This window comes from Catalinimonas alkaloidigena (assembly GCF_029504655.1).
Lineage (GTDB): Bacteria > Bacteroidota > Bacteroidia > Cytophagales > Cyclobacteriaceae > Catalinimonas > Catalinimonas alkaloidigena.
Genome location: NZ_JAQFIL010000001.1, coordinates 6,632,584 through 6,658,900 on the forward strand (window position 1 = coordinate 6,632,584; position 26,317 = coordinate 6,658,900).

The window sequence follows — 26,317 nt, forward strand, 5'->3', positions numbered from 1 at the left end:
GTTTTTTTAGCTTCTGAATTTTGCTTCGTCAAGGTTAAAAAGTGTATTGGCGACTACGGCCATAGCCGCGATCTCTACCGCCTTACTGCGCTTGTTGTAGGTAGATGCTCCTACCCTGAGCAGGCCTTCCGCCTCTTCGGGTGTTTGCTGATAGTATTCCACTTTGTCCTGGTATAACTGTGTTAGCAGGGCGAGTTCTTCTGTTTTGGGTTCGCGAGAAGTGACAGCCCGGAAGCCAAAAGCGATTTGCTCTTCGGCAGATGCTCCTCCCTCTGCCAGCATACGCTCTGCCAGCTTGCGGGCCGCTTCTACAAATTGAGGGTCATTAAGTAAAGCCAGTGACTGTAAAGGTGTACTGGTGCTTTGCCGTTTGGCAACACAGAGCGTGCGCTCAGGAGCGTCAAACATCACCATGGTAGGCGGCGGAATGGTACGCTTCCAATAGGTATAAAGGCTACGGCGGTATAGTCCCGGCCCTTTGCTTGCCCGGTATTTATTCTCGCCGATCTGGTTTGCCATCGCTTTCCAGATACCATCCGGCTGATAAGGCTTCACCCATTTACCTCCCAGGCTGTCGTAGAGAAGTCCACTTACCGCTAAAGCATTATCGCGAAACATCTCGGCGGTCAGGCGTACGTTAGGGCCACGAGCCAGCAACAAATTATCAGGATCTCTTTGCTGCTTCTCTTTGGTGATGCGTGCTGACTGCCGGTAGGTCGCTGACATCACGATCAGCTTCTGCAAAGCTTTGACATCCCAGCCAGATTCCCTGAACTCCACTGACAGCCAGTCCAGCAGGGCCGGATGCGTAGGCAACTCACCCTGGTTGCCGAAATCCTCAGGCGTACGCACGATGCCTTTGCCAAAATACATCTGCCAGAAACGGTTGACGGCTACACGGGTAGTAAGCGGGTTATCTTCATCTATGAGCCACTGGGCAAGGCCAAGCCGGTTAGACGGGTATTTTTCATCAAAAGTCAATACGGCTTCGGGCGTAGCCCTGTCCACTTCTTCGGTGGGAGCATCATAAGCGCCTCGTGCCAGCAGATAAGCAGGCTTACGCTCTTCTCTTTCTGCCATGATCATCACATTGGGAATGCTCACATCCAGTTGACGCAGGCTGTCCAATCTGCGCGTGGTACGTTGAAAATCCTGATGTTGCCTTTGCAGGTAATGAGCATAAAGCGCTTCTTTCTGTTGAGAAGGCTTCACTTCGGCTACTTGCTGCACTTCCAGCGGGCTAAGCGTACGATGATATACCCGCACTTCATCAATACTTCCTCCGGTGAAGCCATAGGTATCGGTAGCTACATTACGGCTATACCAGTTACCTACCAGAAAATCGTTTCCGTTCAGGATGGACTGTCGGCCCAGCTGATCAAAATTTACCTTTAGCGGCTGCAACTTGCCATTGATGTAAAGCCTAATGCCTTCTGCTTTTCCTGAGCCATCATAGGTAGCGAATACATGGGTCCACTGCCCGGCAGGAATTGCTGTTCTGGTTTCCACATCCAGGTAATCCTGCCCTTCATGGTGGATCAGCCGCAGGCTCAGCCTGTTGTCTTTGGTAAGGGTGAGGTCATAGCCCTGTCGGGAGATCTCACCATTGCGACGGCTAAGGATACCTGCCCGGCGATCATGCTTATTGCTATGCTTAACCCAGCTACCCAGCGAGAAGTGGTCGTGGTGATCAAAATCAGCGATATCTCCTAAAGTAAGGAAGTTGGCACCATTGAACTGTAAGGCTTTGCCATACTTTCCTTCTACATGCTCCGGCAGTTCAATTTTCTTGGGTAAAGCGACATTCATCAGTCCCGGTAAGTCTGAATAATCTCCTCTGAACTGCTGTGCTTCCATCACATCCAGCTTAAAATAGGCTAGCTGCTCACTTTCGGTATCTGTTTGGGGAGAATCACTGGTCAACCAGCTTTGGAATTCTGGTACGGCCTGTTTTTGCAGTTGTTCCAGCTTATTTTCCAGCGCAAGTATTGTAGAGTCCACATAGGCTTTCTTGGCTTCCAGCTCAGCATCTTCAACCCGCATGGCTGGGTCAGGCGCCTGATCGAGATAGCTGATCTTCCCTGTTTCAGGTACGTTGTTAAAGAAGGCAAAAAGCTGGTAATATTCTTTCTGAGAGATAGGGTCATACTTATGATCGTGGCAGCGGGCACACTCTACGGTAAGGCCAAGGAAAGCTGTAGAAAAAGTATTGGTACGGTCGGCGGCATATTCAGTCAGGTATTCTTCTTCAATTACCCCTCCTTCCTGTGTGATGGCATGGTTACGGTTAAATGCGGTAGCCAGCTTCTGCTTATAACCGGCTTCTGGCAATAAATCTCCGGCAAGCTGCCAGGTGATAAATTTGTCGTAAGGAAGGTTTTGATTAAAAGCCTCAATCACCCAGTCGCGCCAGGGCCACATGGTACGGGGGCGGTCATCCTGATAGCCGTGAGAGTCGGCATAGCGGGATAAGTCTAACCAGACGGGAGCCATGCGCTCTCCGAAATGCGCTGAAGCCAGCAGGCGATCTACCACTTTTTCATAGGCATCGGGAGAGTCATCTTTCTGAAAGGCCTCTATCTCTTCTACGCTAGGTGGCAGTCCGGTGAGGTCAAAGGTGACGCGACGAAGCAGCTTTTCTTTGCTGGCGGGAGGAGCAGGCGTCATGCCTTCACTTTCAAGTTTTGCCAGCACAAACTGGTCAATAGGATTTTGTACCCAATCCTGCTGCTCGACTTCAGGAAGGTCTGGCCGTTCAGGTTTGATAAAAGCCCAGTGATCTTTCCATTCCGTCCCCTGCTTGATCCACTTTTCTATGACTTTGATTTCGTACTCGCTCAGCTTCAGGTTAGATTCTGGAGGAGGCATAAGCATATCGGGATCAGTAGAGGTGATGCGCTGATAGGCTACACTTTGCTTAGGCTTGCCCGCCACGAAGGCGTGGCCTTCACTTTCCTTCAAGGCTCCCAGTGCACCTTCTTCTGTATCCAGTCGTAGGTCAGCCTCTCGTTTATTGTTATCCGGACCATGGCAGGCAAAACAGCGGTCAGAAAGAATGGGCTTGACATGCAGGTTAAAGTCTACTTCGGCCGGCACTTTTTTATTAGCCAAAGCTGTACTTGCCGGTTTTTGCTCACAAGCGGTCAACAGATAGCTTAGGAGACATGCTACAATTACAATGTAGAAAGGTTGTTGTTGATTCATTTTTATTAGTACATGCTTAGGTCAAAATATCATTTACTACATGACCATGAACATCCGTCAATCGGAAGCGTCTTCCCTGATGTTTAAAAGTAAGCCGTTCATGGTCTACGCCCAGTAAGTGTAACAATGTAGCCTGAAAATCGTGTACGTGCACCGGGTTACTGACTACATTATAGCCAAATTCATCTGTTTCTCCATAGGAAAAACCTTTTTTCACTCCCGCACCGGCCATCCAAACGGTAAAGCAACGAGGGTGGTGGTCTCTCCCATAATTCGTTTTTGTCAGCTTACCCTGAGAGTAGTTGGTTCGTCCAAATTCACCTCCCCAGACCACCAGTGTATCTTCTAAAAGGCCTCTTTGTTTGAGGTCCATGATCAGCGCTGCCGAGGCCTGGTCTGTGGCTTTGCACTGACCTTGAATGTCGTTGGGTAGATTGCCATGCTGATCCCAGCCCATGTGGTAAAGTTGGATAAATTTTACATCCCGCTCTACCAGACGCCTGGCCAGCAGGCAGTTGGCGGCGAAGGTACCCGGCTTACGTACATCCGGTCCGTACATATCATAAATATATTCTGGCTCTCCTGACACATCCATCACCTCCGGTACGGAAGTCTGCATGCGGTAAGCCATCTCGTACTGCGCGATTTTGGAGTTGATCTCGGGGTCCTGTATGCGGCTATATTGCTCCTGGTAGATTTTCTGCAGGTAATCCAGTACCCTCCTGCGGTCAGTACCGCTGATACCGGGAGGGTTATTCAGATAAAGTACCGGGTCTTTGCCGGAGCGGAACTGTACGCCCTGATGCAGCGAAGGCAAAAATCCGCTGCCCCACAGTCGTGAATAGAGAGGCTGCCCACCGTCACGATTACGGGAGAGCATAACGATGAAGCCAGGCAGGTTCTCATTGTCGCTGCCCAGCCCATAACTTAGCCAGGCACCCATGCTGGGGCGGCCGGGCTGCTGCGAGCCGGTCTGGAAGAAAGTTACTGCCGGATCATGATTGATCGCTTCGGTATGCATTGATTTGATGAAACACAGTTCATCCACCACTTTGGCGGTATGGGGAACCAGTTCGCTGACCCACATACCACTCTTGCCATAACGCTCAAATGCAAACTGCGCCCCTGCCAGCGGTAAAGATTGCTGATTGGCAGTCATTCCGGTCAGTCGCTGTCCCTGCCGTACCGATTCCGGCAGGTCTTTACCGTTCATCTCCTGCAGTTTGGGCTTGTAGTCAAACATATCCAGTTGTGAGGGACCACCACTCATGAAGAGATAAATAATTCGCTTCGCTTTGGGCGCAAAATGTGGTTTTCCCATGATGCCTTTATCCGGAGCATTCGCCCAGGCTGTGGAAGGACCTAGCAAAGAAGACAAAGCCGCCGCACCCAGCCCAAGGCTCGTCTTGGACAGGAAATGCCGCCGGTTCATCTGGTAGGCCAGGGATTTTTCTATATTGTTTTTCTCTGACATTGCTTTTTATGCTATAATTCCTCTTTTGACTAACTCATCATCTTATGCGCTTCGCACAATAGTTCTTGGTGTTATAGTTGGGGTAGTTGAAAACACCATAACATTGAGAACTATAAAACTATCTCAGCGTGTAAAACTCATCATGGTTCATCATCGCATTGGCTACGACTGCCAGGGCCGCGGTTTTAGATAAATCCAGTTGCTGATCACGAGGGTACTCTCCTATGCTGAGCAAGTCTCTGGCACTTTGACGTTCGTTCGTATATTTTTCCAACTCATCATCATACATGGCTTCAAATATCTCCAGTTCCGGTTCCAGTATTGCTCTGCCGGTCAGCAAACGGAAGCCATAGTTAAGTTGATCTGCTAAGCTATCGCCTGCGTCCTTCTGCATGCGCTCTGCTAATATGCGCGAAGCTTCTACATACTGCGGGTCGTTAAGCAGGATAAGCGCCTGCAGGGGCGTACTCGTCACCTGACGCTCTACAGTACATACATTGCGGGCATCAGCATCAAATGTGAGCATAGAAGGTGGCGGAATAGTTCTCCTCCAATAGGTATAAAGGCTGCGGCGATACAGCTCATCTCCTTTTCCTGCTTTATACTCTCTTTCTCCCACCACAGAAGCTTTTTCTCTCCACAGGCCCGGTGGTTGATAGGGTTTGACACTAGGGCCTCCGATTTTGTTGACCAAAAGCCCGCTGGCGGCCAGGGCATTGTCACGGATCATCTCGGCTGGCATGCGGCGCTTAGGGCCTCTAGCCAGTAGCAGGTTCTGCGGATCTTTACGCAAAAGCTCTTCAGAAGTCATAGACGATTGCCGATAGGTAGCCGAGATGGCTATTTTTTTCTGCATAGCTTTGATATCCCAGCCGGATTCTATGAAGGTAACTGCCAGCCAATCCAGCAGCGCGGGATGGGTGGGCAGGTCGCCCTGGCTGCCAAAATCGTCCAGCGTACCGACGATACCTTTCCCAAAAAACTGCTGCCACAGGCGGTTGACTGCCACCCGGGCAGTGAGCGGATTATCGGCGTGGGTAATCCACTGGGCTAAGCCCAGACGATCGGGCGGAAGATTTTCAGGAAAGCTAAATACCTGCTCTGGTGTACCAGGGCTGACTTCTTCTCCCTGCGCATCGTAAGCGCCTCTCTCTAGCAGGAAAGTCTGCCGTAACTCAGCTCGTTCACCCATCACCATGATCTCGGGCTCAGCCGTTAGCGTATCATTTTCAGCAAGCCGCAATTGCTGCAAATTTTTCAGCTCTTTTTGATAAGAGGGATCAATTACAGAAAAATAATACTCCTCCAAGCCATTTTTTTCTTTAGCACTCAACTGGTCAGGGGCCTTGCTGAGCATCTGCTCAAGAACTTCTCGCCGGTCACTGAGATTGAGTACTTCGGGAGGACTAAGTGCCCGGTGAAAAACCATCAACTCATCCAGCGCGCCATTCGTAAAGCCTTTTTCATTATCACGGGTACCCAGGCGGAGGTAGTGACTGCTGCCAAACTGGGAGTTGATAGGAATAGATGTCTGATAAAGATTGTCGCGCCTGATCTCCAGAGGGACATTTTCCCCATCCAGGTAGAGTTGAATACCTCTTGCCCTGCTGGAGCCATCGTAGGTGATGCTCACATGCTGCCACTGCTCAGGCGTAAATGATTTTTTGCTAACCACCTGTAAGGCATTGTAGGGGAATTCATGGGAGAGACGAAATTCCAGTTTATTCCCTTCCAGCAGTAATACCTCATAGCCCCGGTAACCACCGTAGTAACCACTGGAAAAAGCGAATACTCCTGCATAATCTTTTATGGAAGGTGATTTCATCCAGAAACTAAGGCTAAAAGGATCGGATCTTTCAAAGGTCTTCAGTTCTATCCTTGCTCCACTCTCTCCGTCAAATAGCGTGGCTTTGCCAAATTTTCCTTCTACCTCATCCAATTCCTTGAGCTTTTCAGACGAAGCCTTACCCAGGGGGAAATGCGCTTCTAAGCCTAAAGGTATTTTTTGCTTTAAGAGTAGTTCGGCTTTACCTGCTGCCAACCATTTTTCAAAAGCCGCCTGTTCATTCTTTTGTATTTCAGCCAGTTTTTTCTCCTGTTCATCTATTTTTTCTCTGAGAAAGGCTAATTGCTTTTCGCTTTCTTCATCAGTGAGCAGCAAGGCCGGGCCAGGCGCTTCGCCACCATCACGGGGAATTCTGCCCACTTCATCCACATTATTGAAGAAGGCGTACATCTGGTAATATTCTTTCTGCGTGACCGGGTCGTACTTATGGTCGTGGCAGCGAGCACACTCCATAGTGAGGCCCAGAAAAGCTTTACCCAGCGTATTGGTACGGTCGGCTACATTCTCTACTCTATACTCTTCTTCAATGATGCCCCCTTCCACATTCTGTACATGGTTCCGGTTGAAGCCGGTGGCCAGCACCTGTTCCTGGGTAGCATCCGGCAACAGGTCGCCAGCGATCTGCCAGGTGACGAAATCATCATAAGGTAAGTTTTCATTAAATGCTTTGATCACCCAGTCACGCCAGGGCCACATGTAGCGGAACTGATCATCCTGATAGCCATGCGTATCGGCATAGCGGGAAATTTCCATCCATTTGGCTGCCATACGCTCTCCATAGCGAGCTGAGGATAATAGCCGATCCACAACTTTTTCGTAGGCATCGGGAGCTTCGTCTTTGACAAAAGCATCAATCTCTTCAGGGGTGGGTGGCAGGCCAGTCAGGTCAAAAGTAATACGACGGATTAGCGTTTCTTTGGAAGCCTCGGGGCTGAGGCTGAGCTTTTCACGTTCCAGGCGCTGCAGGACAAAGTGGTCTATTTCATTTCTAAGCAAATTGGGCTCAAGGGGCTCAGGTACTTCCGGCTTCTCTGGTGCTATGAACGACCAATGGGGCGTATACGCTGCCCCCTGCTCTATCCAGCGGGTCAGGAGGGCAATTTCATGCTCGCTCAGCTCCAGATTGGAGTCCGGTGGGGGCATGATCGTTTCGGGATCAGTAGATGTAATGCGGTGATAAACTTCACTCTCCTCTACATCCCCTTTTACAAGCGCATAATGATCTTTGTCCTCGCCCAGGGCGACAAAAGCATTTTCTTCCAGGTCCAGGCGCAGCTCAGCTTCACGGGCATTTTCATCCGGTCCATGACAGGCAAAGCAGCGGTCGGAGAGGATGGGTTTGATATGAAAATTAAAGTCTATCTGTTCTGGTAAGCGAGCTTCTACTTCTGGCGAAAACTGTACCCTTGCTGGTTCACAGGCTGCCAGCAGCAAAAAAATACACAGAAGGCATAAGTTCTTCATAAGACAGTTTCTTACCTATTCTAATAAGATAAGTTAAGAAATTGTATACATTTTTGCACTCAACAGATCAATAATAAGCAATAGCTATCATCATTTGGTTAAAATAGTATTACTTAAACACACTTAAGGATCAGAAAAACTTCAAAGATTTTACTTCCGCTTTAATCTACCTCTCTGGTATATGTTAAGAGCTTATCTTGAATTTCTTTGTTCTCTACAACTGAATCATCAGTTGGCTAAGGTCAAAAGTTTTGAAGCTGATCTGAAAGGAACACTTAATCCCAGCAAGCTGCTGAACAGGCTTTTTTTTGTACAAAACCACTGGCTGGATTTTGACGCTTTTTTTCAACTGTACGTAAGCAGGTACCAGGATTTGGTCACAGTCCAATTCCCGAAATTAGATAAGCAGCAGCTTATGAGTGGCCTGAAAGCCCGGTTGTATAGAACACAATGTGGTATACTCACCGAGTATCAGGCTTTTCTGGGGGCTCAAGCCATTTTTGGAAATGAGCATGTACACAGAAGCCTTGAACTGGATCAGGCTGGGGTAGATTTTACCATATGCCATCAGGCAAATCATTACCATATCCATATTTTTGTAGATACCCACAGAGCATGGTATTATCGTAAATACAAGTCTGCCTACAAACAGGGGGAAAGTGTAGATGGTATCCACGTGGACCTACCTTACGCTCTGAAAGCCGGTAGAATTAATTCCTTGTACTACCTACCTAACGGATTCGGTGTATATACTCCCGACTATCTGCGCTATCTCCAAGGAGAAATATATTCGGGGAATCTGTTACAGCATACCGTAAGCGGAGTGAATGAGCAGGGTTTTATATACAAGAGGATTTATTAACTTGGCGCCTGAAATCGCTAAATCCGCATGAGCCAGCCTTATACCATTTATCATAAAAGTTGCTACGGACTTCTTCCATTGGCTGATGAAAGCACTGATGCCTTAGTCACCGACCCTCCCTATGGTATAGGTTATCAAACACATTCATGGGATCAGACGCTTCCAGATCCGCAGATTTGGTCGGACTGTCTTCGTGTCCTTAAGCCCGGCGCCTTCGGGCTGGTATTTTCCTCTGTCAGGTTGATGCACCGGCTGATGGTAGCCATAGAGGATAGTGGCTTTCTGATTAAGGATGTATTGTTCTGGGCTTATCTCAACGGCATGCCAAAAAGCCGTAATGTGGGACTGTCCATTGATCGTTCGCTGGGTGTAGAAAGTGAAGTCAACGGCCATTATCAGTACATTCAGGGTTACAAAAAGGGTGGTGCGGAGACTTATACGGTTAACGGCAAGAAAGCCCGCTGCCAGCCTGCCTCCGCGGAAGGCAAAAAATATCATGGAGCAGGGCTGGGAATCAAACCCGCCTATGAGCCTATCATCCTGATTCAGAAGCCCCTGGCTGCCGGAAATGTAGCGAATAATATTTTGCGTTATGGTACCGGAGCACTCAATCTGGAAGATACCCGCATCCCTTTTGAAGAAGGAGAAGAAGGTAAGGTGGGGCACAACCCCCACCCCAAAGGTAGGGTAGCGGCTAATATCATCCGTACCGAGGCCTGGGAAGATGGCTATGACAAATTCTTCCTGATTCCGAAAGTACGGCAACAGGCCGAAGAGTTTAACAAGCATCCCACCCTAAAACCCGTTCATCTGATGCAGCATCTGGTTAAGCTGCTCAGCTTTGAAGGGCAGCAGGTGCTTGACCCCTTCATGGGCAGTGGCAGTACGGGCGTAGCCTGCCAGCAGCTTAAGCGCAGCTTTGTAGGCTATGAAACGCAACAAGAATACTTTGAAGTGGCGGAGCGGAGGCTAAAAAACGGAGCAGAAACAGCTTAGTCTGCTAAAATTTTACTAATTTCATCAAGAAGCAATTTACCACAGCCTGGTAATCTCCTGATGAGCAAAGCACAAAAATCTGCCAATAAGCCCTTGGATGAAACCCCTCCTGCCAGTGATGTTGCGCCCTCCCTCTGTATAGATTTTATTTTGAAGGAAAATCTGATGTTTTTAATCATCAGAAATTTATCTGTGGTTGCAGCTACCGATGTACGCATCTCATTCAGCCAGGAACTTTCTATTTTAGGAGGGAGCAAGCTTTTGTCAAAACTATCTGTTTTTCATAAGCTCCGCTATCTGGCCCCGTATAAAGAGATGGAGGTATTCCTGGACCCGGCCGAAAGCTTTCTCTCTCAGTTTGAAGATAAAAATACGGTAATCACGATTACTGTTGCTTATGCTGCTGAGCAGGGCAAACGGATTAAGCAAAGCATTACCCATGACCTTGCGATTTATCTGGACTTACCCACAACCTTAAAACATCATCACAATGACTGAATTCCCCTTACCCAAATTCCATTTCCAGGTAAACTGGGGTGGTACCCGTATGCAGTTCCAGGAAATCAGCGGGCTGTCAGTGGAAGTTGATGTCATTGAATACCGCGAAGGGGCAAGCCCTGAGTTTTCTCCGATCAAAATGCCCGGCCTGAGGAAATACGGGAATATCACTTTGAAAAGGGGTATTGTAAAAGGTGACAATGAATTTTTTCAGTGGTGGAATACCATCCAGCTACACAAGGTAGAAAGAAGGGATATTACAATCTCCCTCCTGGATGAAAACCATGAGCCGGTAGTAGTCTGGAAGATAAAGAATGCTTTTCCCGTAAAAATTGTATGGTCCGACCTTAAAGCCAGTGCCAGCGAGCTAGCGCTGGAAAGTCTGGAGATTGCCTGTGAGGGCATAATTGTAGAAAACGAATAAAGCATTTTGTAAGCGGGGCCTTCGTAACTGGGTAATTCCGGCTAGGTAAGCCTTTGCACTTCTTCCTCCAACCTACGGATGACCTGCTGCACCTCACGCTCTACTTCCGCTCCTGTCTGCGCAATCAACTGGGCGTCAGCATCTTGCTCCAGGCTCTTTCTGGACTGTTCAATGGCATTTGTCAGCGGCCTTGCTTCTAGATAGTCAAGGGTCGCCTTGATCTTGTGGGTCACTGATCCTATCTGTTTCTGGTTGCGGTCTTTCAATCCTTCCATAAAATGGGTTTTGAAACTCTCGAGCTCTCCCACCGTGATGCGGATCAGAAACGCTAGCTTTTGCGCATCATGGGCCGTAGCTTCACGATAGTTGTTCAGGTTGAGAACCGCTGTTTCAGCAGGAGTATCCGCATCGCTGTCTTCAAGAGGTTTCTCCTCAGCGGATGGGGCACTCTCTTTCTGCAGGCCGCTATAGTAAGCGATTTTCGCATGCAGTTCTTCTGCCACAAAAGGTTTGCTGACAAAATCGTTCATGCCGGCAGTTTCTATCTTGGACAGGTGATGAGGCTGGGCCGAAGCGGAGAGCGCAATAATGGGAAGGGTACGGTATTTTTCTTCTTCCATTGCCCGTATAGCGCGGGCAGTTTCATAGCCATCCATCTGCGGCATCCGCAGGTCCATCAGGACAATATCGTAATCTTTATGAGATAGCCTCTCCAGCGCCTGTTTTCCATTTTCGGCAGTATCAAACTGTATTCCCCAGGACCTCAGATACTGAGAAGCTACATAAATATTTGTCAGGTTGTCCTCCACCAGCAGCAGCCGGATTCCCTCTACCGAAGCTTGCGCGTTGGCTATGCTGGCCATGCTTTGTGCTTTTTCATCTACCTCTCCTACCTTGAGGGTCAGGCTGAAAAAGAATGTCGTGCCTTTGCCTAGCTCGCTCTCTACAGACAACTTACTGCCATATAGGGCCAGTAGCTTTTGGCAAATACTGAGGCCAAGGCCGGTACCTCCGTATTTCATATTGGTATCATAGCTTTCCTGGGTAAAGGTGTCAAATACCTGCTCCAGCCGGTCCGGGGCAATGCCTATGCCGCTGTCTTGTACTGAAAAGTCAATAGTACAGGCCTCCTGGGACTGATTTCTGCCAGACAGGCTAAGCTTTACGTATCCTTCGTTAGTGAACTTGATGGCATTGCCCAGCAGATTGGTAAGCACCTGGCGTATTTTTACCGGATCACCCAGAAAGTACTCCGGCAAACCATCCTCCCAGAGCAGGTCGAGGGTTATTCCTTTCTCCTCTGCCCTTTCCCGAAAGCTGAAGATAACGCTCTGTACCAGCGTACCGAGGTTAAAATTCCTTTCTTCCACCTTCACCTTACCGGACTCGATCTTGCTAAAGTCCAGAATATCGTTGATCAGGTTAAGCAGGTGGTCTGAGGAAGACTTGAGTATCTGCAGGTTTTCCACCTGCTGAGGTTTAGGGCTGGACTTGAGCAGCAGGTCGGCAATGCCAATGATAGCATTCATAGGAGTACGGATCTCGTGGCTTACTGTGGAGATGAACTCCGCTTTCACCCGACTGGCCTCCTCTGCCTTTTTTTTCGCAAGCAGCAGCTCTTTCTCATATTTTTTCCTGTCGGTGATATCAAAGAGGGTAGCCCGATACAGCATTACTTTTCCCTCGCTGTTTTTGACCTGCACCGTGTTGACCAACACCGGAAGAAAGCTTCCATCACTTTTCTGTAGGTCAAAACTGACCTCCTTGAGGAAGCCCTGCATCTGAAGAAGAGGGGCGTAATGTGTCTCATAAAAAATTCGACCTCCTACGCTTAACAGTCCGGAAAACTTTTTCCGGAATAAGACATCATCCCTCTCCTGCCCTATCCAAAGCAGCAGGGTGGTGTTAATTTTCAGTATGGTACCATCAGGCTCAAAAGAAAGGTAGCCACAGGGGGCATTTTCATAGAGGTCTTCCGCATTTTCCTCCATATATTTTTTTACTCTTTCGCTATATTTCTGATAGTCCTCTTCCAAAATTACGTTAGGAAATAAATTGCTTGATGGCCTGTATGGTTTCCCGGGGAGCACTCATGTGAGGGCAGTGGCCGGTAGCATTCAGTATAGCCAACTCACTATTTCTGATTTGTTGATGGACATAATGCCCTACTTCCATAGGAGCGATTACATCTTCCGTACATTGCAAGAGGAGGGTATCAATGGCAAGCTTTTGAAGGTCTTCACGATTGTCTGAAAGAAAAGTAACCTTGGCAAACTGACTGGCCACTTCGGGATTGGTTCTGCAAAAGCTGTTGGTAAGCTCTTCAGACAGTTCAGGCTGATCAGGATTGCCCATAATCGCCGGGGCCATGGTGCTGGACCAGCCGAGGTAATTGCTTTCCAGAGATTCCAGCAGTCCGTGAATATCAGCCTCAGAAAAGCCTCCTATATATCCATCTTTGTTAATATAACAGGGAGAAGGACCTATCATAACCAGTTTGCTGAAGCGGGAAGGCTCCTTGAGGGCAGCCAGCATGCCTATCATGGAACTCACGGAGTGCCCTACAAAGATCACATCCCACAGCTCGAGCTGATGGCAGATTTCCAGTATATCCTCGGCATAAGCCTGCAAGGAACTATACTTATGGGTACTGTAAGCGCCCAGGTCTGACTTTCCGGCCCCTATATAATCAAAAAGCACCAGTGTATAGTCTTCCTGAAATGCAGGGGTGATGAAGCGCCACATGTTTTGGTCGCAGCCATAGCCATGGGCAAATAGCATGACGCGTTCTCCTCTTCCTATGGTATTGATATTGTATTTCTCCCGAATGTTCATAATATGCAAATTAACAGAATAATACCTTAATAAAGTTGATAACCGTAAATTTATTGCTACTTAGATAAGGTGCTCCGGACAAAAAATGAAGAGCCCGTTTGGTATCAGGGCTGGCGGGAAGCTGAAAAACCCAGCACTTCTGTTCCCTGCTCAAAGACCACGTCTACTGCAATATTTTTTTCTGCCAGACGATCCAGGTCAGCCTGTAGCTGATCGGTGATAGCGCCATTCGCATCAACCAAAGCTGCCACACCTTCATAATCACCTTCACCCTGTAATACCAAAATCTCCTGAGAAAGATCATTCATCGCCTGCCGCATCTGCTCGTAATTGACACGATAGGTTTCACTTTCTTCATCCCTTACAAAAGCATCTTTCTCCTGAAAGTAGTTGAAGCGAATCATATTGGCAACCCCATGTGCACTGGATGCACCAAAACGTACGCTACGAAAAATACTGGCGAGAAAAGTAGTATAATAGTCTTTCAAATCCCCTTCCAGTTCACCTTTCTCATGTAGTTGAGTAATCATATACAAGCCTAATACATCTGCCTTTCCTTCTTCCAATGCAGAGGCATGTTCTTTCAGTGCTTCACGCACCGTACCTTTTTCGGTGATTGTATTTTTAATTCCCAGGCCATGCGCTACTTCATGAAACATGGTATTGGCAAAGAAAGCATTAAAGGTAATATATTGTCGCTGATCTGCTGCGATGAGAAGTTCGGAAATAGGCACGAGAATTTCATCGTATTTGGCACGCATCGCATTTTTGAGTTGCAGTCGCCGGGTGCCTTTTTGCAATTGCACTTCCTCATCATTGGGTAGGTTAATGGCAATGGTTTTGCTGCCTGCATTACAATCTCCTGCATAATAGACTACATCATAAGCCCCAAGATCAGCATCGCTGCCCGGCTGTTCCTGCTTGTACTTTGCTTCTACCGGAAGATTGGTTTGTAGCTCAGGCAGAAATGCTACATACTTTTCCAGACGCTCACTCCATTCCTGATCTTTCAAAAGGACATAGGCTTCATGGGCAGCTTTATAGCCAAAAAGTTGGTCTTCGTAGGTTTCTATGGGGCCAATGACCACATCAATGTCATTGTCCTTCATATCCATCCAGGCCAGGTCGCTAGGCTGATAATTATCGGTGAGCAGAGCCTCTGCCCTGAGATTCAGATAATTTTTGAAACCCTCATTTTCAGCCAAAGCAGCCGCTTCTTTGAGCAGTTCTGCCGCCCGTACTACCTGTTCTTCAAAAGCTACATGATAAGGAATAGTGGTCAGTTCTCCCGCTTCATTTCTGCGGATGAAAGTGTAGAGGCTGGTTTTATCGGGAAGGTTTGACTGCTCAAATTCTTCCTTACTCATGTCTGCCGGATAGAAATTAGCCCCTGCCTGCTTTGGGGCCACGCCTTCTACAAAAGGCTCATTATTGGCCAGTCGATCCCAGGGACCGTAATTGATGTTGATAAATTTTTCTGTCTCCACATCATTGACTACCTGCAGCAAGCTATCTTTTTTGCCGTAGGCCTCATACCAAAACATATCGTCCATCAGATGTGCTGCCTCTATAATTAGTGCAACAAGTTCCTGCTGATTGGCAGACAAATGCGCCATCTCGGGCTCAAGCCGTACTGTAGTGTATTTATTCAGCCTTTTTTCTATTGCAATGCTGTCCGTAGCCGGGACCTCTGCAGACGCGTCTTCCTCTTCTGATGGCTGAGGGCTGCAGGAGAAAAAAAGAAAAAGAGCTACAAAAAATGATGCTAAGTAAGAAAAGGCATTCTGCATATCTTGGAGATTTAGTAGTGGCAAAAAAAGTTGTTTCTGCGTTTAGCTGATATTAGATGAATAAGATACGCAGAAAGTTGGGTGCTTTTCAAGTAAGTAAACATTGCTGCTTAATCTTTTCAAAATAAAAAACCTCCACACAGGGTGGAGGCTTTTCCATGATCTACTACTTAACAATCTATCTAAGCTTCCTGAGGCATAAACTCATCTACTGCTTCGCTCAGGTCATATACCTTTGCATCCAGAGCGCTTTCCAGTATGCTGCTGCCTGCTGCTGAGCGATACCCTCCGGCACAGTGTACTACGATAGGCTTATCCGTTTTTACTTCCTGGGCATTTTCTCGCAACTCATTCAGGGGAATACGCTGGGCGCCTTCAAATAAGTTTTCGCCTTCGCTGGGGCTTCGCAAATCCACTACATTGTACTGATCGGGATGATCTTTGAAGTAAGCAAGGTCAAATTCAGGACTTTGTGCATCCATTGATTGAGGAGGCAGCAATGCTCCCCTGATCTGGGTTTCATAACCGATCTTGGCCGCTTTACGAATCACTTCATCCAGTTCCTGTTCATTAGCAGCAATCAGATAATAGGATTCTTCCGGTTTAACAAGTGAGCCCAGCCAGGTCTCAAACTTCTCTCCATTCATAATATTAAAAGCACCTTCCACATGGCTTTGCTTAAATTCCTTTTGCGGACGCGTATCTATAAGCAGCACATTTTTGTCTAATGTATCTGATGTTTTCAGGCGGGGCACAGCTTGTATACTTTCTTCCAGAGGTTTTGCTCCTTTACGATTTACTTCTACATCGTAAGGGAAATAATGAGGGACAAAAGGCTGATCATCCAGCAGAGCTTTCACAAAATCAGCTTCTTCTTCCATCTTAAATGCCCAGTTTTCTTCTTTTTCTTTACCAATTGTGCTATAACGCTCTGAGCTCATATTTTTTCCGCAAAGTGAACCTGCCCCGTGAGCCGGATATACCAGAATATCATTATCCAGTGGCTTATACACCTCATGGATGGTATGAAACATTTTGCTGGCCAAATCTTTTCTTTGGGCTTTGGTCTTGCCGGCACCTTCACGCAGATCGGGTCGGCCTACATCGCCTACAAAGAGGGAATCTCCGGTGTAGACTGAGTGCGCTTTACCTGTCTCATCCAGGACCAGATAAGCGCTGTGGTCGGGCGAATGCCCCGGCGAATAGAGCGCTTTTACTGTGGCTCCTCCGATTTTTACCTCTTCTCCATCTTCCAATACCTGATGAGGGTAGTCTGCTCCCATATCGGCATTGATAAAAATAGTAGCCCCCAGCGTGTCATGAAGCTCCCGATGGCTACTCACAAAGTCTGCATGCGGGTGGGTTTCAAAAACCGCGACTATTTTCGCATTATTTTCTTCAGCGTATTTTAGATAAGGTTTGGTATTACGTGCAGGATCTACCAATGCTGCCTCTCCATTACTGATGATCGCATAAGACGCATGAGCTAATCCTTCGTCAAAAAATTGCTTTACCTTCATGGTTCTTCAACTTTAATGTTTAAAAAAATCACTTATTCTTACTTACGAAACACATGAATATATGTTCATGTGTTAATGTTATTTTTCATAATTAAAAAAATCCATACTTTACTAAGCCTAAACGAAACAGAATAGTTTTGTGGATAAGGCTATGGGCATGAAAAAAGCCTGACACTGAACCACCAGGCTTGAAATGAAGTTTTGTGACGCAAAAAACGCAATGTTAGCCTTGCTGAAGCAGCTGATCTTTCAATGCCTGAAAATCGGCAGGTATCAGCGTAGCATTCTTTTCTGACTGCATGATCGCCGATAAACTTTCCGGCATCTTCACCTTTTCGCCTATTGTTGCTTCCACTGTATCAATAAACTTGGCAGGATGCGCCGTAGCCAGTATTACACCATACATATCTTGATCTTCACTTACCTCAGCAAAATAGTCCTGCAGTCCCAGATAGCCCACTGCAGTATGTGGGCACATGGTGTAGCCATAATATTTGTCATACACTTCTTTGATGGCTTTACGGGTTTGCTCATCGGTATAGCGCTTACCAATGATATCATCCTGAATGGCTAATAAAAGCTCAGCGTCTTCCATCTCTGGTAAATGCTGGTAAAAAGCTTTGAGACGGGCAAAGTTGCTGGGATTCCCAACATCCATTGCATTGGATAAAGTTTGTAAGGACGGCTTAGGCTCAAACTTACCGCTGTCCAGGTACTTGGGTACAATATCATTTACGTTAGTAGAAGCAATAATCTGGTGAATAGGTAAACCCAAACGTTTGGCAATCAATCCTCCGCAAAGGTTACCAAAATTACCGCTGGGCACTGAGAAGACTACTTTCTGCTCCGGATTAAATGATAGCTGTCGCTTAAGCTGAGCATAAGCGTTGAAGTAGTAAAAAGACTGAGGAATCAGCCTGCTGATATTGATGGAGTTGGCAGAAGACAATTGCAAATGTATCCTGAGTTCCTGATCTAAAAAGGCTTCTTTCACCATGCGCTGGCAATCGTCAAAAGTCCCTTCCACTTCTAACGCTTCCACATTATTTCCTACCGTGGTAAGTTGCTTTTCCTGTAACTCACTTACCTTTCCCTGGGGATAAAGTAGCGTCACTTTGATGCCCGGCACATTCAGAAAGCCCTGTGCCACTGCTCCGCCGGTATCGCCGGAAGTAGCTACCAGTATATGAATTTCCTTATCGGAAGGACTCTCCTGTAGAAACCAGGACATGGTACGTGCCATGAAACGAGCGCCAAAATCTTTGAACGCCAGCGTAGGACCATGAAAAAGCTCTAACACATATCTTTGATCATCCAGTTTCGCCAGAGGAGCAGCAAAGTTGATGGCCTCATCTATAATTTCTCTAAGCTTCACTGCCGGAATTTCTTCATTAAGCAAAGCATCAGCTACTTCAAAGGCAATCTCCTGAAATGTGAGGCTTTCTATATTTTCAAAAAATTTATCTTTTAGCTGAGGAAAATATTTTGGCATATACAGCCCCTTATCAGCTGGCAAACTCCGAAATAAGGCTTCCTGAAAACTTACTGTCTTGACTTTATTGGGATCGTTGGTGCTATATAGTTGCATAGGAAATTACAAATTGAAAATTATGAATTACAGATGCTGCCTGCAGTACTTGAGCAGCTTACTCAATTACACGAGGACCATCTCGGTTGATAGGAGATACATAGACCTCGCTATCAATATTTAACATACCAAAAGCATTCTGCATTTTTCGTCCTACTTCTGTGGCTGTGAGCTCATCCCTGCTCAGCGCAAAAACGGAGGGGCCTGAGCCAGAAATACCACAGCCCAAAGCTCCGGCCTTCATGGCGCTTTGCTTTACACTATCAAAACCGGGAATCAGGATGGAGCGGATAGGTTCTACAATCACATCCTGCATGGAGCGGCCAATCAGTTCATAATCACATTGCCATAAACCGGCTACCAGCCCGGCAGTATTGCCCCATTGTACAATGGCGTCTTTGAGAGAGATTTGCTTACGCAGTATGCTGCGGGCATCCCGGGTCTGTATCTCCACCTGCGGATGGATGACCGTAACCCAAAGTGAAAGGGGCGTAGGTATGGTGATCACATCTAGAGGCTCGTAACTCCTGATCAGTACAAACCCTCCCATCAGAGCAGGCGCCACATTATCGGCATGGGCCGAGCCGGAGGCCAGCCTTTCACCTTCCATGGCATAAGGGATCAAATGCTTTCGTTCCTTGATAGCCTTGCCGGGCTCATGTCGGAGCAGTAGCTCGTTTACAGCGTATAGCCCCGCCACCGCACTGGCAGCACTGGAACCTAAGCCACTGCCCAAAGGCATATTTTTGTAGAGCGTTATGCTTACTCCATGCTTTGAGTTGACATCATGGAGCAGTTGCTGCACTACCAGGCCCACTGTATTTTTATCCGCATCTAAAGGCAGTTTGCCTTCATCGCCAATAATTTTTTCTATTTCTACCACTCCTCGTTTATCGGTCAGACGCATTACTACCTCATCACCGGGCTGCTCTATGGCAAAACCCATGATATCAAAACCACAAGCTACATTAGCTACCGTAGCCGGGGCAAATACGCGTATACTTTTTTCCAATGAATGCGTAAATATTTAGCGGGTGAGCGCACAGCAGATCAACACATTACCTGCTTTCCTTCACCCTTTCGCGAAGCAAGTTGCAAAAATAGTGAATTATCCCAAAATATTAAGGCTGAGAGAAAAGGGAAATGCTTTGACTTGAGATGCAATAACAAATGACTACTTATTCGGCAAGATATCCTGCACTGCAATAGCAAACTGAAAAGATGCAGGGACTGACTGATCACTCAGGCAGGTCTGCTGACTGAGATATTGTTTATCTCCGGACTGGGTAAAATCTTCAACTGCAAGCTCTTGAAGATTGATAATCCAAACTTCAGCAATTCCAGCTTCAGCATATTTGGGTAATTTAATTTTACGATCTGCCGGGTAACTGCTATCGGCTACTTCTATCAGTAGCTTCACCATGTTAGCAGTAGGATACCTGCTTTATAAAGTTTCTCAATATCTCCAGCCGTATATTTTAGTTTGTGAACTTCTTTAAGTGTTTCTGGGGCTTGCATTTCCATAATGAGACTTTTCTTAAACACACGAAATTTACTCGAAGCAGGATAATTTAGGCTTGGTAAAAAGAAAACCGGCCTCCGTAATACAGAAGCCGGTTTGACTCACAATCGCTCTATTCAACTTTAATCAGTTTCTTAAAGGCTTACCTCCCTGTAGCAAGGATTGAATACGCTCCAATGTTTTCTTTTCTCCGGTCAAGGATAAGAAAGCTTCACGTTCCATATCTAACAGGTATTGTTCTGAGACTAACTGAGGGTATGATAATTCACCACCACACATCACATAGGCAATCTTCTCAGCAATCTTTTTGTCATGATCAGAGATGTAGTGCCCCTGATGCATGCCGTAGATTCCTGCCAGAAAAAGTGCGATACCGGGCTTGCCCTGCACTTTGATATCTTTGCGCTGCATAGGTTGAGAATAACCTTGCTCCGCCAAAGCCAGCACTGCCTCTTTGGCGTCGGCGATCAGACGGGTTTTGTTCATCGTCACAATATCACGGTCGCGTAAAATATGCATCTCATAAGCTTCTCTGGCGGAAGTAGCCACCTTGGCCGTGGCGATGTTCATAAAAGCATTTTGCAAGGCGTTAAACTCTATATCCCCTGCCTCCAGGCTATCAGAAACTCGCAGCGTCAATTCTTTGGTACCACCTCCGGCTGGAATCAAACCTACCCCTACTTCTACTAATCCGATATAAGTCTCCGCAGCAGCTACTACCTGATCAGCATGCATTGTAAGTTCACAGCCGCCGCCTAGAGAAAGTCCGTGTGGGGCTACCACTACCGGAACGGAAGAATAGCGTGCCCGCATCATGGTGTTCTGAAACTGACGAATCATCATTTCTATCTCATCAAACTCCTGCTCAATGGCATACATGAAAAGCATCGCCAGATTGGCTCCGGCAGAGAAGTTTTGCCCCTCATTCCCAATGACTACTCCGGTATAATTTTTTTCCGCCATATCAATCGCACGATTGATAGCCTCAACAGGATCATTGCCCAGTGTATTCATTTTGGTATGAAATTCCACATTCAAAACGCCATCGCCCAGATCCAGAATAGAAGCGCCATCACTGCTCCACAGCACTTTGTTTTCGCGCAGGGTATCCAGCAAGATGAAATCATCAGTACCGGGCACTACCTTATAGTTTTTGCTGTCAATATCATAATACATGCGCTTGCCATTCTCCGACTTGTAGAAGCTATTGGCACCGCTTTCCAGCATATCGTATACCCACTGAGCTGGCTTATGGCCTGCTTCTTCCATCTTACTTACTGTCTTCTTCACGCCCAGCATATCCCAGGTTTCAAAAGGCCCTGCTTCCCAGCCAAATCCGGCGCTTACCGCCTGATCGATACGGAATAGCTCATCGGCAATTTCGGGTATGCGGAAAGTACAGTAGCGAAAAAGATCGTAGAAATGTGCACGATAAAACTCTCCGGCTTTGTCTTGTGCGCTTACTAATATTTTTAAGCGTTCTTTCAGCTCATCTTTGGGCTTAGCCATCTCCAGCGAAGGAAACTTGGCTTTGGTTCTTTCGCCATACTCATAAGTCTTGAAGTCCAGTTCCAGGATTACCGACTTTCCTTTTTCATCTTTGATCTTCTTGAAGTATCCCTGACCGGTTTTATCTCCCAGCCACTTGCGGTCATACAGCTCTTTGACGATAGCGGGAAGCTTGAAGGTATCTCTTGACTCATCGTGTTTCAACACCTGATAGAGATTATTCGCTACATTAACGGTGGTATCGAGCCCGACCACATCCATAGTACGGAAAGTGGCGGATTTAGCTCTACCAATCAGCGGACCGGTCAGGCGATCTACTTCGCCTACAGTAAGCTCCATTTTCTCCACAGTATGCATGGCAGAAAGGATGCCATATACACCAATACGATTGGCGATGAATGCGGGAGTGTCTTTGCACAATACTGTTTCTTTGCCGAGATATAGATCTCCGTAGTGCATCAGAAACTCTACAACCTCAGGATCTGTCTTTTGAGAAGGAATAATTTCCAGCAGACGTAGATAGCGGGGAGGATTAAAGAAGTGCGTACCACAGAAATGTTTCTGGAAATCCTCTGTACGACCATCCAGCATCAGGTTGATAGGAATACCCGAAGTATTGGAAGTAATCAGTGTTCCGGGCTTGCGATACTGCTCTACCTGTTCAAATACAATTTTCTTAATATCCAGCTTTTCTATCACTACCTCTATGATCCAGTCATAGTCAGCAATGTCTTTCATATTATCCTCAAAGTTGCCCAGTTTTACTCGCTGTGCATAAGAGGGGTGATAAAGCGGTGCAGGATTGGATTTCACTGCCTTCTCAAAAGAGCTGTTGACTATCCTGTTTCTGACTGCCGGATGCTCCAGAGTAAGGCTTTTTTTTTGTTCAACTTCGGTCAGTTCTTTAGGGGCAATATCCAGCAAGAGTACTTCTACCCCAATGTTTGCAAAGTGGCAGGCAATCCGTGAACCCATAATACCGGAGCCCAGCACAGCTACCTTTTTGATATTAAATTTCTTCATTCTTCGGTTACGGTTTGATATATGTCTTCTTCTACAATACGGTTAATTACAGAAATCACTTCAAAAAATACTTCCAGCTTATCTTCCGATACTTGCTCTCTTACAGAATGATTAAATCCCAGTACCGTTTTTCTGGAAATTTCTTTTTTCTCCTTCCCCAGTTCTGTAAGAAAAATTCGCACTGACCGGCGGTCATTGGGATCAGGCCTTTTGATGATAAAACCTTTCTCCTCCATATTTTTCAGCATACGCGTAAGACTGCGTGATTCTAGTCCAATCAGAGGCGCAATCTTCGTTGCAGGTGTTCCTTCTTTAGAGTCAATGTTTAACAATACAAAGCCAATGGAGGTTGTAAAATTACTTTTTAATGCTTCCTGATTGTACATACGATAGATCGCATGCCAGGCAGTTTTGATGTTATAATCTACTGTTTCTTCCTTTTTCATTGTCTTCAAATATACATAAATTATTATGCATGCATAACAATTTCGCTGAAAATAATTGGCAATTATGCATTGCTTATTGAATGATTAACTTATATCTAGGATATTGGCAAAGAAAAATTTAAGCTATGAGTCTTTTACCCGACGACATTGAACAATATGTAGCACAACATAGTCATCCTGCGCCCGAATACCTGCAAGAACTTGAGCGCGAAACCCGCATGAAAGTCCTCATGCCTCAAATGATTTCCGGCTCACTACAGGGTAATGTGCTGGCAATGTTTGTACATATGATTCGGCCCAAAAATATTCTTGAGGTCGGAACATTTACCGGCTACTCGGCCATCTGGATGGCACAGGCTTTGCCAGAGGATGGCATGGTCACTACCGTAGATATTAATGAGGAACTGGAGGACATGGTTCGTAACTATATTGCTAAATCTCAACTGGCCCATAAGATTCGTTATATCATTGGTAACGCGCTGGAAGTGATCCCAACACTGGAAGAAACGTATGATATGGTGTTTATAGATGCTGACAAAATAAACTACAAAGCTTATTATGATATGGCATTACCCAAAGTGCGGCAAGGAGGATTTATTGTAGCGGATAATGTGTTGTGGGGGGGAAAGGTAAGCCTGGAAGAAAAGCTAAAGCCCAATGGAGAGGCAATCCGTAATTTTAATGACTACGTACATAATGACCCTCGCGTTGAGCACGTTCTTCTTCCGATAAGAGATGGATTGATGGTAGCTAGAAAATTATAGTGCATGCATAAGACAGTTTTGCTTATTGGATTACTTCTTTACAGCCTTAGCGCGGAGGCACAGCTCAAAGTAGAAGTGCCTAAGGTAATATACTTTGCTGATATTCAGTTGGAACTCACTCCTGAAGCCCAGAAGAAGATACAGACCGATGTAGATGCCTTGACTCGTTACGAAAAGTACTTCAATGCAAAAGTTGACAAAGTCGACGCTCACCTTCCCCTTATTGAGCAAATGCTTCGGGAAGAAAATGTACCCGATGACATCAAATACCTGGTGATCCAGGAAAGTGCACTGGTGGGCGATGCAGTGTCTTCTTCCAATGCAGTAGGTTACTGGCAGTTCAAAGCACCTACCGGTCGGGAGGTTGGGCTCACTATCAATAACGAGGTAGATGAGCGGATGAATATTATTACTGCCACCCGTGGAGCAGCCCGTTATTTTAAGAATAACAACACTTTTTTTGACAACTGGCTGTATGCGCTATTGGCTTATTATGCCGGTCCTGGCGGAGCGCTTAAGATCGCTGACAAAAAATATTATGGTGCCAAACGCATGAAGCTGGATGGGCGCACGCATTGGTATGTCATTAAGTACCTGGCCCATAAACTTGCTTTTGAACAGGCCGTAGGTAAAAACCCTAATCCTGAGATGATACTGTTTGCTTATGATGGAGGGAATGGAAAAACACTGGCTCAAGTAGCTAAAGAGTTCAAGTTGGAAGAGTCTGAGCTGGAGCCTTATAACAAATGGATAAGAAAAAACCGTATTCCAATTGATAAGGAATATTTTGTAATCATACCGGACTACAGTGCAACACGTGCCGAACCTCTGCTCGCTCAAACTACGCCCTCTCAAGAAAAAGAAGACCAAAGTGCTAATGATCGGCAGCAAGCCAATGAAGATACTCGTTATGTTAACATAGATAATACTGCCCATTTTCCTCTGGTAAAGCAAGGAACACGCTGGGGGAAGAAGGTTACTTTGATCAATGGTATTCCTGGCGTAATCGCAGATAATGAGGATAATATCCGTTCTTTGAGCCGAGAAACGGGCGTCGCCCCTTCAAAGCTGGTAAAATTTAATGACCTGACGAGTAAGAATTCCGGGGTAATTACTGGCAACCCTTATTATACCAAGCGAAAACGAAATAAAGCTCCAGTACATTATCATGTGGTAGAACCGGAAGAAAACCTGTGGAGCATCTCCCAGCGGTTTGGTATTAAGCTCAAGAAACTGATGCGTAATAACCGTATGCGTGAAGAAGAGGCACTAAAACCCGGTCGTGTACTTTGGCTGCGCTTCATTCGCCCTCCACATATTCCTGTAGAGTACCGTAATGTGCCCAATGCCAAACCTCAATGGGAGAAATCTAAAGAAAATATAATTACTCAAAAACAAGCTGCTCCTTCCGGTTCTCCGCTGAGTAAAGAGCCGGAGCTCAATTCTTCTGTAAATCAACAACAAGGCTGGGAAATACAGGAGGATAACAATCAGCCGGAGGATAAGCGCCAGAAACCTGCGTCAAAAGCTGAAGAAAATATTCCATCTTCCGACGATAGACTTTCTACAGACGATAAGCGTGTCAACCCTGGTGCTCAAGAAGAGAAGCCGGGTTTAGTTCCTTCGGTATCTACTGAAAGCCAGGGCAACTCAACTGAAAGTGAATATCATATTGTGAAGGCAGGAGAGACTTTGTATAGCATTGCCAGACAATATGATTTGACCATACCACAGCTTACCAGTTATAATAATATAGCCTGGGATATCCCGCTCAAGGTAGGACAAAAGCTACTGTTAAATGCCCAGGATGCAGCACAGCAAGAACTGGCGTCCTCAACAGATGGTAGTAATTTTTTGGTACATGAGGTTAAAGTTGGGGAAACCATGTATAAGGTAGCCCGACAGTACGATGTTACCATCAAAGAATTGATGGAATGGAATGAAAAAGAAGATTTCAACGTGAGTGTTGGTGAAAAACTCAGAGTGAGAAAGAAGTAGTTTTTAGGCAAATATTACTTGCTTAACGATTCGATCAACTACTGTTTTTATTTTCTGCTTTTAGTTTAAATCTTTGTCTTTTGATTTGGGTAAACCACAGGAACATTTACAGAAATTTATACTGAGGAGCGTGATGATAGATTTAGTAATGCTAATTGATGATAATGAGACTGACAACTTTATCAGTAAACGCATCATAGAGCTTACACAATTTGCTCGCAATGTCGTTGCTAAAAGTAGTGGTCAAAGTGCTTTAGAATACCTTCATCAGCATCAGGACCAGCCAGAATCTTTGCCCAATCTCATCTTCTTAGATATTAATATGCCTATTGTTGACGGCTTTATGTTTCTATACGAGTTTGAAAATTTTTCTGCTACTGTACGTGATAAGTGTAAAGTAGTCATTCTTTCCAGCTCTGACAATCAGCGTGATATTAACCGGCTAATCAACAATAACCATGTAGTGAAATACATCACTAAGCCGCTTACCCAAAATGCTTTGGAAGAAATCAAGCTGCTTTAACATTTCGTTCTTACCCATTTCATTCTATCTA

General features: G+C 46.1%; 19 protein-coding genes. 7 read left to right on the top strand and 12 right to left on the bottom strand.

What is annotated here, in order from left to right; all coding sequences use genetic code 11:
* Positions 1–6: 6 nt before the first annotated feature.
* From OKW21_RS26805 to OKW21_RS26815, 3 genes are all read right to left on the bottom strand, one after another.
* Positions 7–3,204, bottom strand: coding sequence for a DUF1553 domain-containing protein (locus tag OKW21_RS26805; protein WP_277485708.1), 3,198 nt, complete (start codon positions 3,202–3,204; stop codon positions 7–9).
* Between the two features lie 16 nt (positions 3,205–3,220).
* Positions 3,221–4,678, bottom strand: coding sequence for a DUF1501 domain-containing protein (locus OKW21_RS26810; protein WP_277485710.1), 1,458 nt, complete (start codon positions 4,676–4,678; stop codon positions 3,221–3,223).
* Between the two features lie 118 nt (positions 4,679–4,796).
* The gene (locus tag OKW21_RS26815) at positions 4,797–7,988 is read right to left on the bottom strand and encodes a DUF1553 domain-containing protein (protein ID WP_277485712.1); all 3,192 of its coding nucleotides are present in this window, start codon (positions 7,986–7,988) and stop codon (positions 4,797–4,799) included.
* A 181-nt stretch (positions 7,989–8,169) separates the two neighbouring features.
* On the opposite strand from OKW21_RS26815, the gene OKW21_RS26820 reads away from it, so the two are divergent.
* The 4 genes from OKW21_RS26820 to OKW21_RS26835 are packed head-to-tail and all read left to right on the top strand — an operon-like array spanning position 8,170 to position 10,768.
* On the top strand, positions 8,170–8,850 hold the full coding sequence (locus OKW21_RS26820) for a TaqI family restriction endonuclease (protein ID WP_277485715.1): 681 nt from the start codon (positions 8,170–8,172) through the stop codon (positions 8,848–8,850).
* 27 nt (positions 8,851–8,877) lie between these two features.
* Positions 8,878–9,846 (top strand): DNA-methyltransferase, encoded by a 969-nt coding sequence (locus tag OKW21_RS26825; RefSeq protein ID WP_277485718.1) that lies wholly within the window; start codon positions 8,878–8,880, stop codon positions 9,844–9,846.
* Between the two features lie 60 nt (positions 9,847–9,906).
* On the top strand, positions 9,907–10,344 hold the full coding sequence (locus OKW21_RS26830) for a hypothetical protein (protein ID WP_277485721.1): 438 nt from the start codon (positions 9,907–9,909) through the stop codon (positions 10,342–10,344).
* A complete protein-coding gene (locus tag OKW21_RS26835) occupies positions 10,337–10,768 on the top strand; it encodes a phage tail protein (protein WP_277485724.1) in 432 nt (143 codons plus the stop codon). The genes OKW21_RS26830 and OKW21_RS26835 overlap by 8 nt, the downstream gene beginning before the upstream one ends.
* 41 nt (positions 10,769–10,809) lie before the next feature.
* Here the strand turns inward: OKW21_RS26835 and OKW21_RS26840 are convergent, their stop codons facing one another.
* From OKW21_RS26840 to OKW21_RS26880, 9 genes are all read right to left on the bottom strand, one after another.
* Positions 10,810–12,804 (bottom strand): PAS domain-containing hybrid sensor histidine kinase/response regulator, encoded by a 1,995-nt coding sequence (locus tag OKW21_RS26840; protein ID WP_277485727.1) that lies wholly within the window; start codon positions 12,802–12,804, stop codon positions 10,810–10,812.
* A 7-nt stretch (positions 12,805–12,811) separates the two neighbouring features.
* Positions 12,812–13,603, bottom strand: a complete 792-nt coding sequence (locus OKW21_RS26845) for an alpha/beta fold hydrolase (RefSeq protein WP_277485730.1) — start codon at positions 13,601–13,603, stop codon at positions 12,812–12,814.
* Positions 13,604–13,707: 104 nt separating this feature from the next.
* Positions 13,708–15,393 (bottom strand): dipeptidyl-peptidase 3 family protein, encoded by a 1,686-nt coding sequence (locus OKW21_RS26850; RefSeq protein WP_277485732.1) that lies wholly within the window; start codon positions 15,391–15,393, stop codon positions 13,708–13,710.
* 182 nt (positions 15,394–15,575) lie between these two features.
* The gene (locus tag OKW21_RS26855; protein ID WP_277485734.1) at positions 15,576–16,913 is read right to left on the bottom strand and encodes an MBL fold metallo-hydrolase; all 1,338 of its coding nucleotides are present in this window, start codon (positions 16,911–16,913) and stop codon (positions 15,576–15,578) included.
* 223 nt (positions 16,914–17,136) lie between these two features.
* Complete coding sequence (thrC, locus tag OKW21_RS26860) at positions 17,137–18,501, bottom strand: threonine synthase (protein WP_277485736.1); 1,365 nt, start codon at positions 18,499–18,501, stop codon at positions 17,137–17,139.
* 58 nt (positions 18,502–18,559) lie between these two features.
* Positions 18,560–19,513: a homoserine kinase gene (locus OKW21_RS26865; RefSeq protein WP_277485739.1), complete on the bottom strand. Its 954-nt coding sequence runs from the start codon at positions 19,511–19,513 to the stop codon at positions 18,560–18,562.
* A 162-nt stretch (positions 19,514–19,675) separates the two neighbouring features.
* The gene (locus tag OKW21_RS26870) at positions 19,676–19,924 is read right to left on the bottom strand and encodes a Uma2 family endonuclease (protein WP_277485741.1); all 249 of its coding nucleotides are present in this window, start codon (positions 19,922–19,924) and stop codon (positions 19,676–19,678) included.
* Positions 19,925–20,149: 225 nt separating this feature from the next.
* Positions 20,150–22,555, bottom strand: a complete 2,406-nt coding sequence (locus OKW21_RS26875) for a 3-hydroxyacyl-CoA dehydrogenase/enoyl-CoA hydratase family protein (protein ID WP_277485743.1) — start codon at positions 22,553–22,555, stop codon at positions 20,150–20,152.
* Positions 22,552–23,001, bottom strand: a complete 450-nt coding sequence (locus tag OKW21_RS26880) for a MarR family winged helix-turn-helix transcriptional regulator (protein WP_277485746.1) — start codon at positions 22,999–23,001, stop codon at positions 22,552–22,554. Before OKW21_RS26880 ends, OKW21_RS26875 begins: the two co-directional genes overlap by 4 nt.
* A 125-nt stretch (positions 23,002–23,126) precedes the next feature.
* On the opposite strand from OKW21_RS26880, the gene OKW21_RS26885 reads away from it, so the two are divergent.
* The 3 genes from OKW21_RS26885 (at position 23,127) to OKW21_RS26895 (ending at position 26,286) form a co-directional block, all read left to right on the top strand.
* On the top strand, positions 23,127–23,765 hold the full coding sequence (locus OKW21_RS26885) for an O-methyltransferase (RefSeq protein WP_277485749.1): 639 nt from the start codon (positions 23,127–23,129) through the stop codon (positions 23,763–23,765).
* Between the two features lie 3 nt (positions 23,766–23,768).
* Entirely contained in the window at positions 23,769–25,763 is a 1,995-nt protein-coding gene (locus OKW21_RS26890; protein WP_277485753.1) for a LysM peptidoglycan-binding domain-containing protein, read from the top strand.
* Positions 25,764–25,896: 133 nt separating this feature from the next.
* Complete coding sequence (locus OKW21_RS26895; RefSeq protein ID WP_277485758.1) at positions 25,897–26,286, top strand: response regulator; 390 nt, start codon at positions 25,897–25,899, stop codon at positions 26,284–26,286.
* The last annotated feature ends 31 nt before the right edge of the window (positions 26,287–26,317 follow it).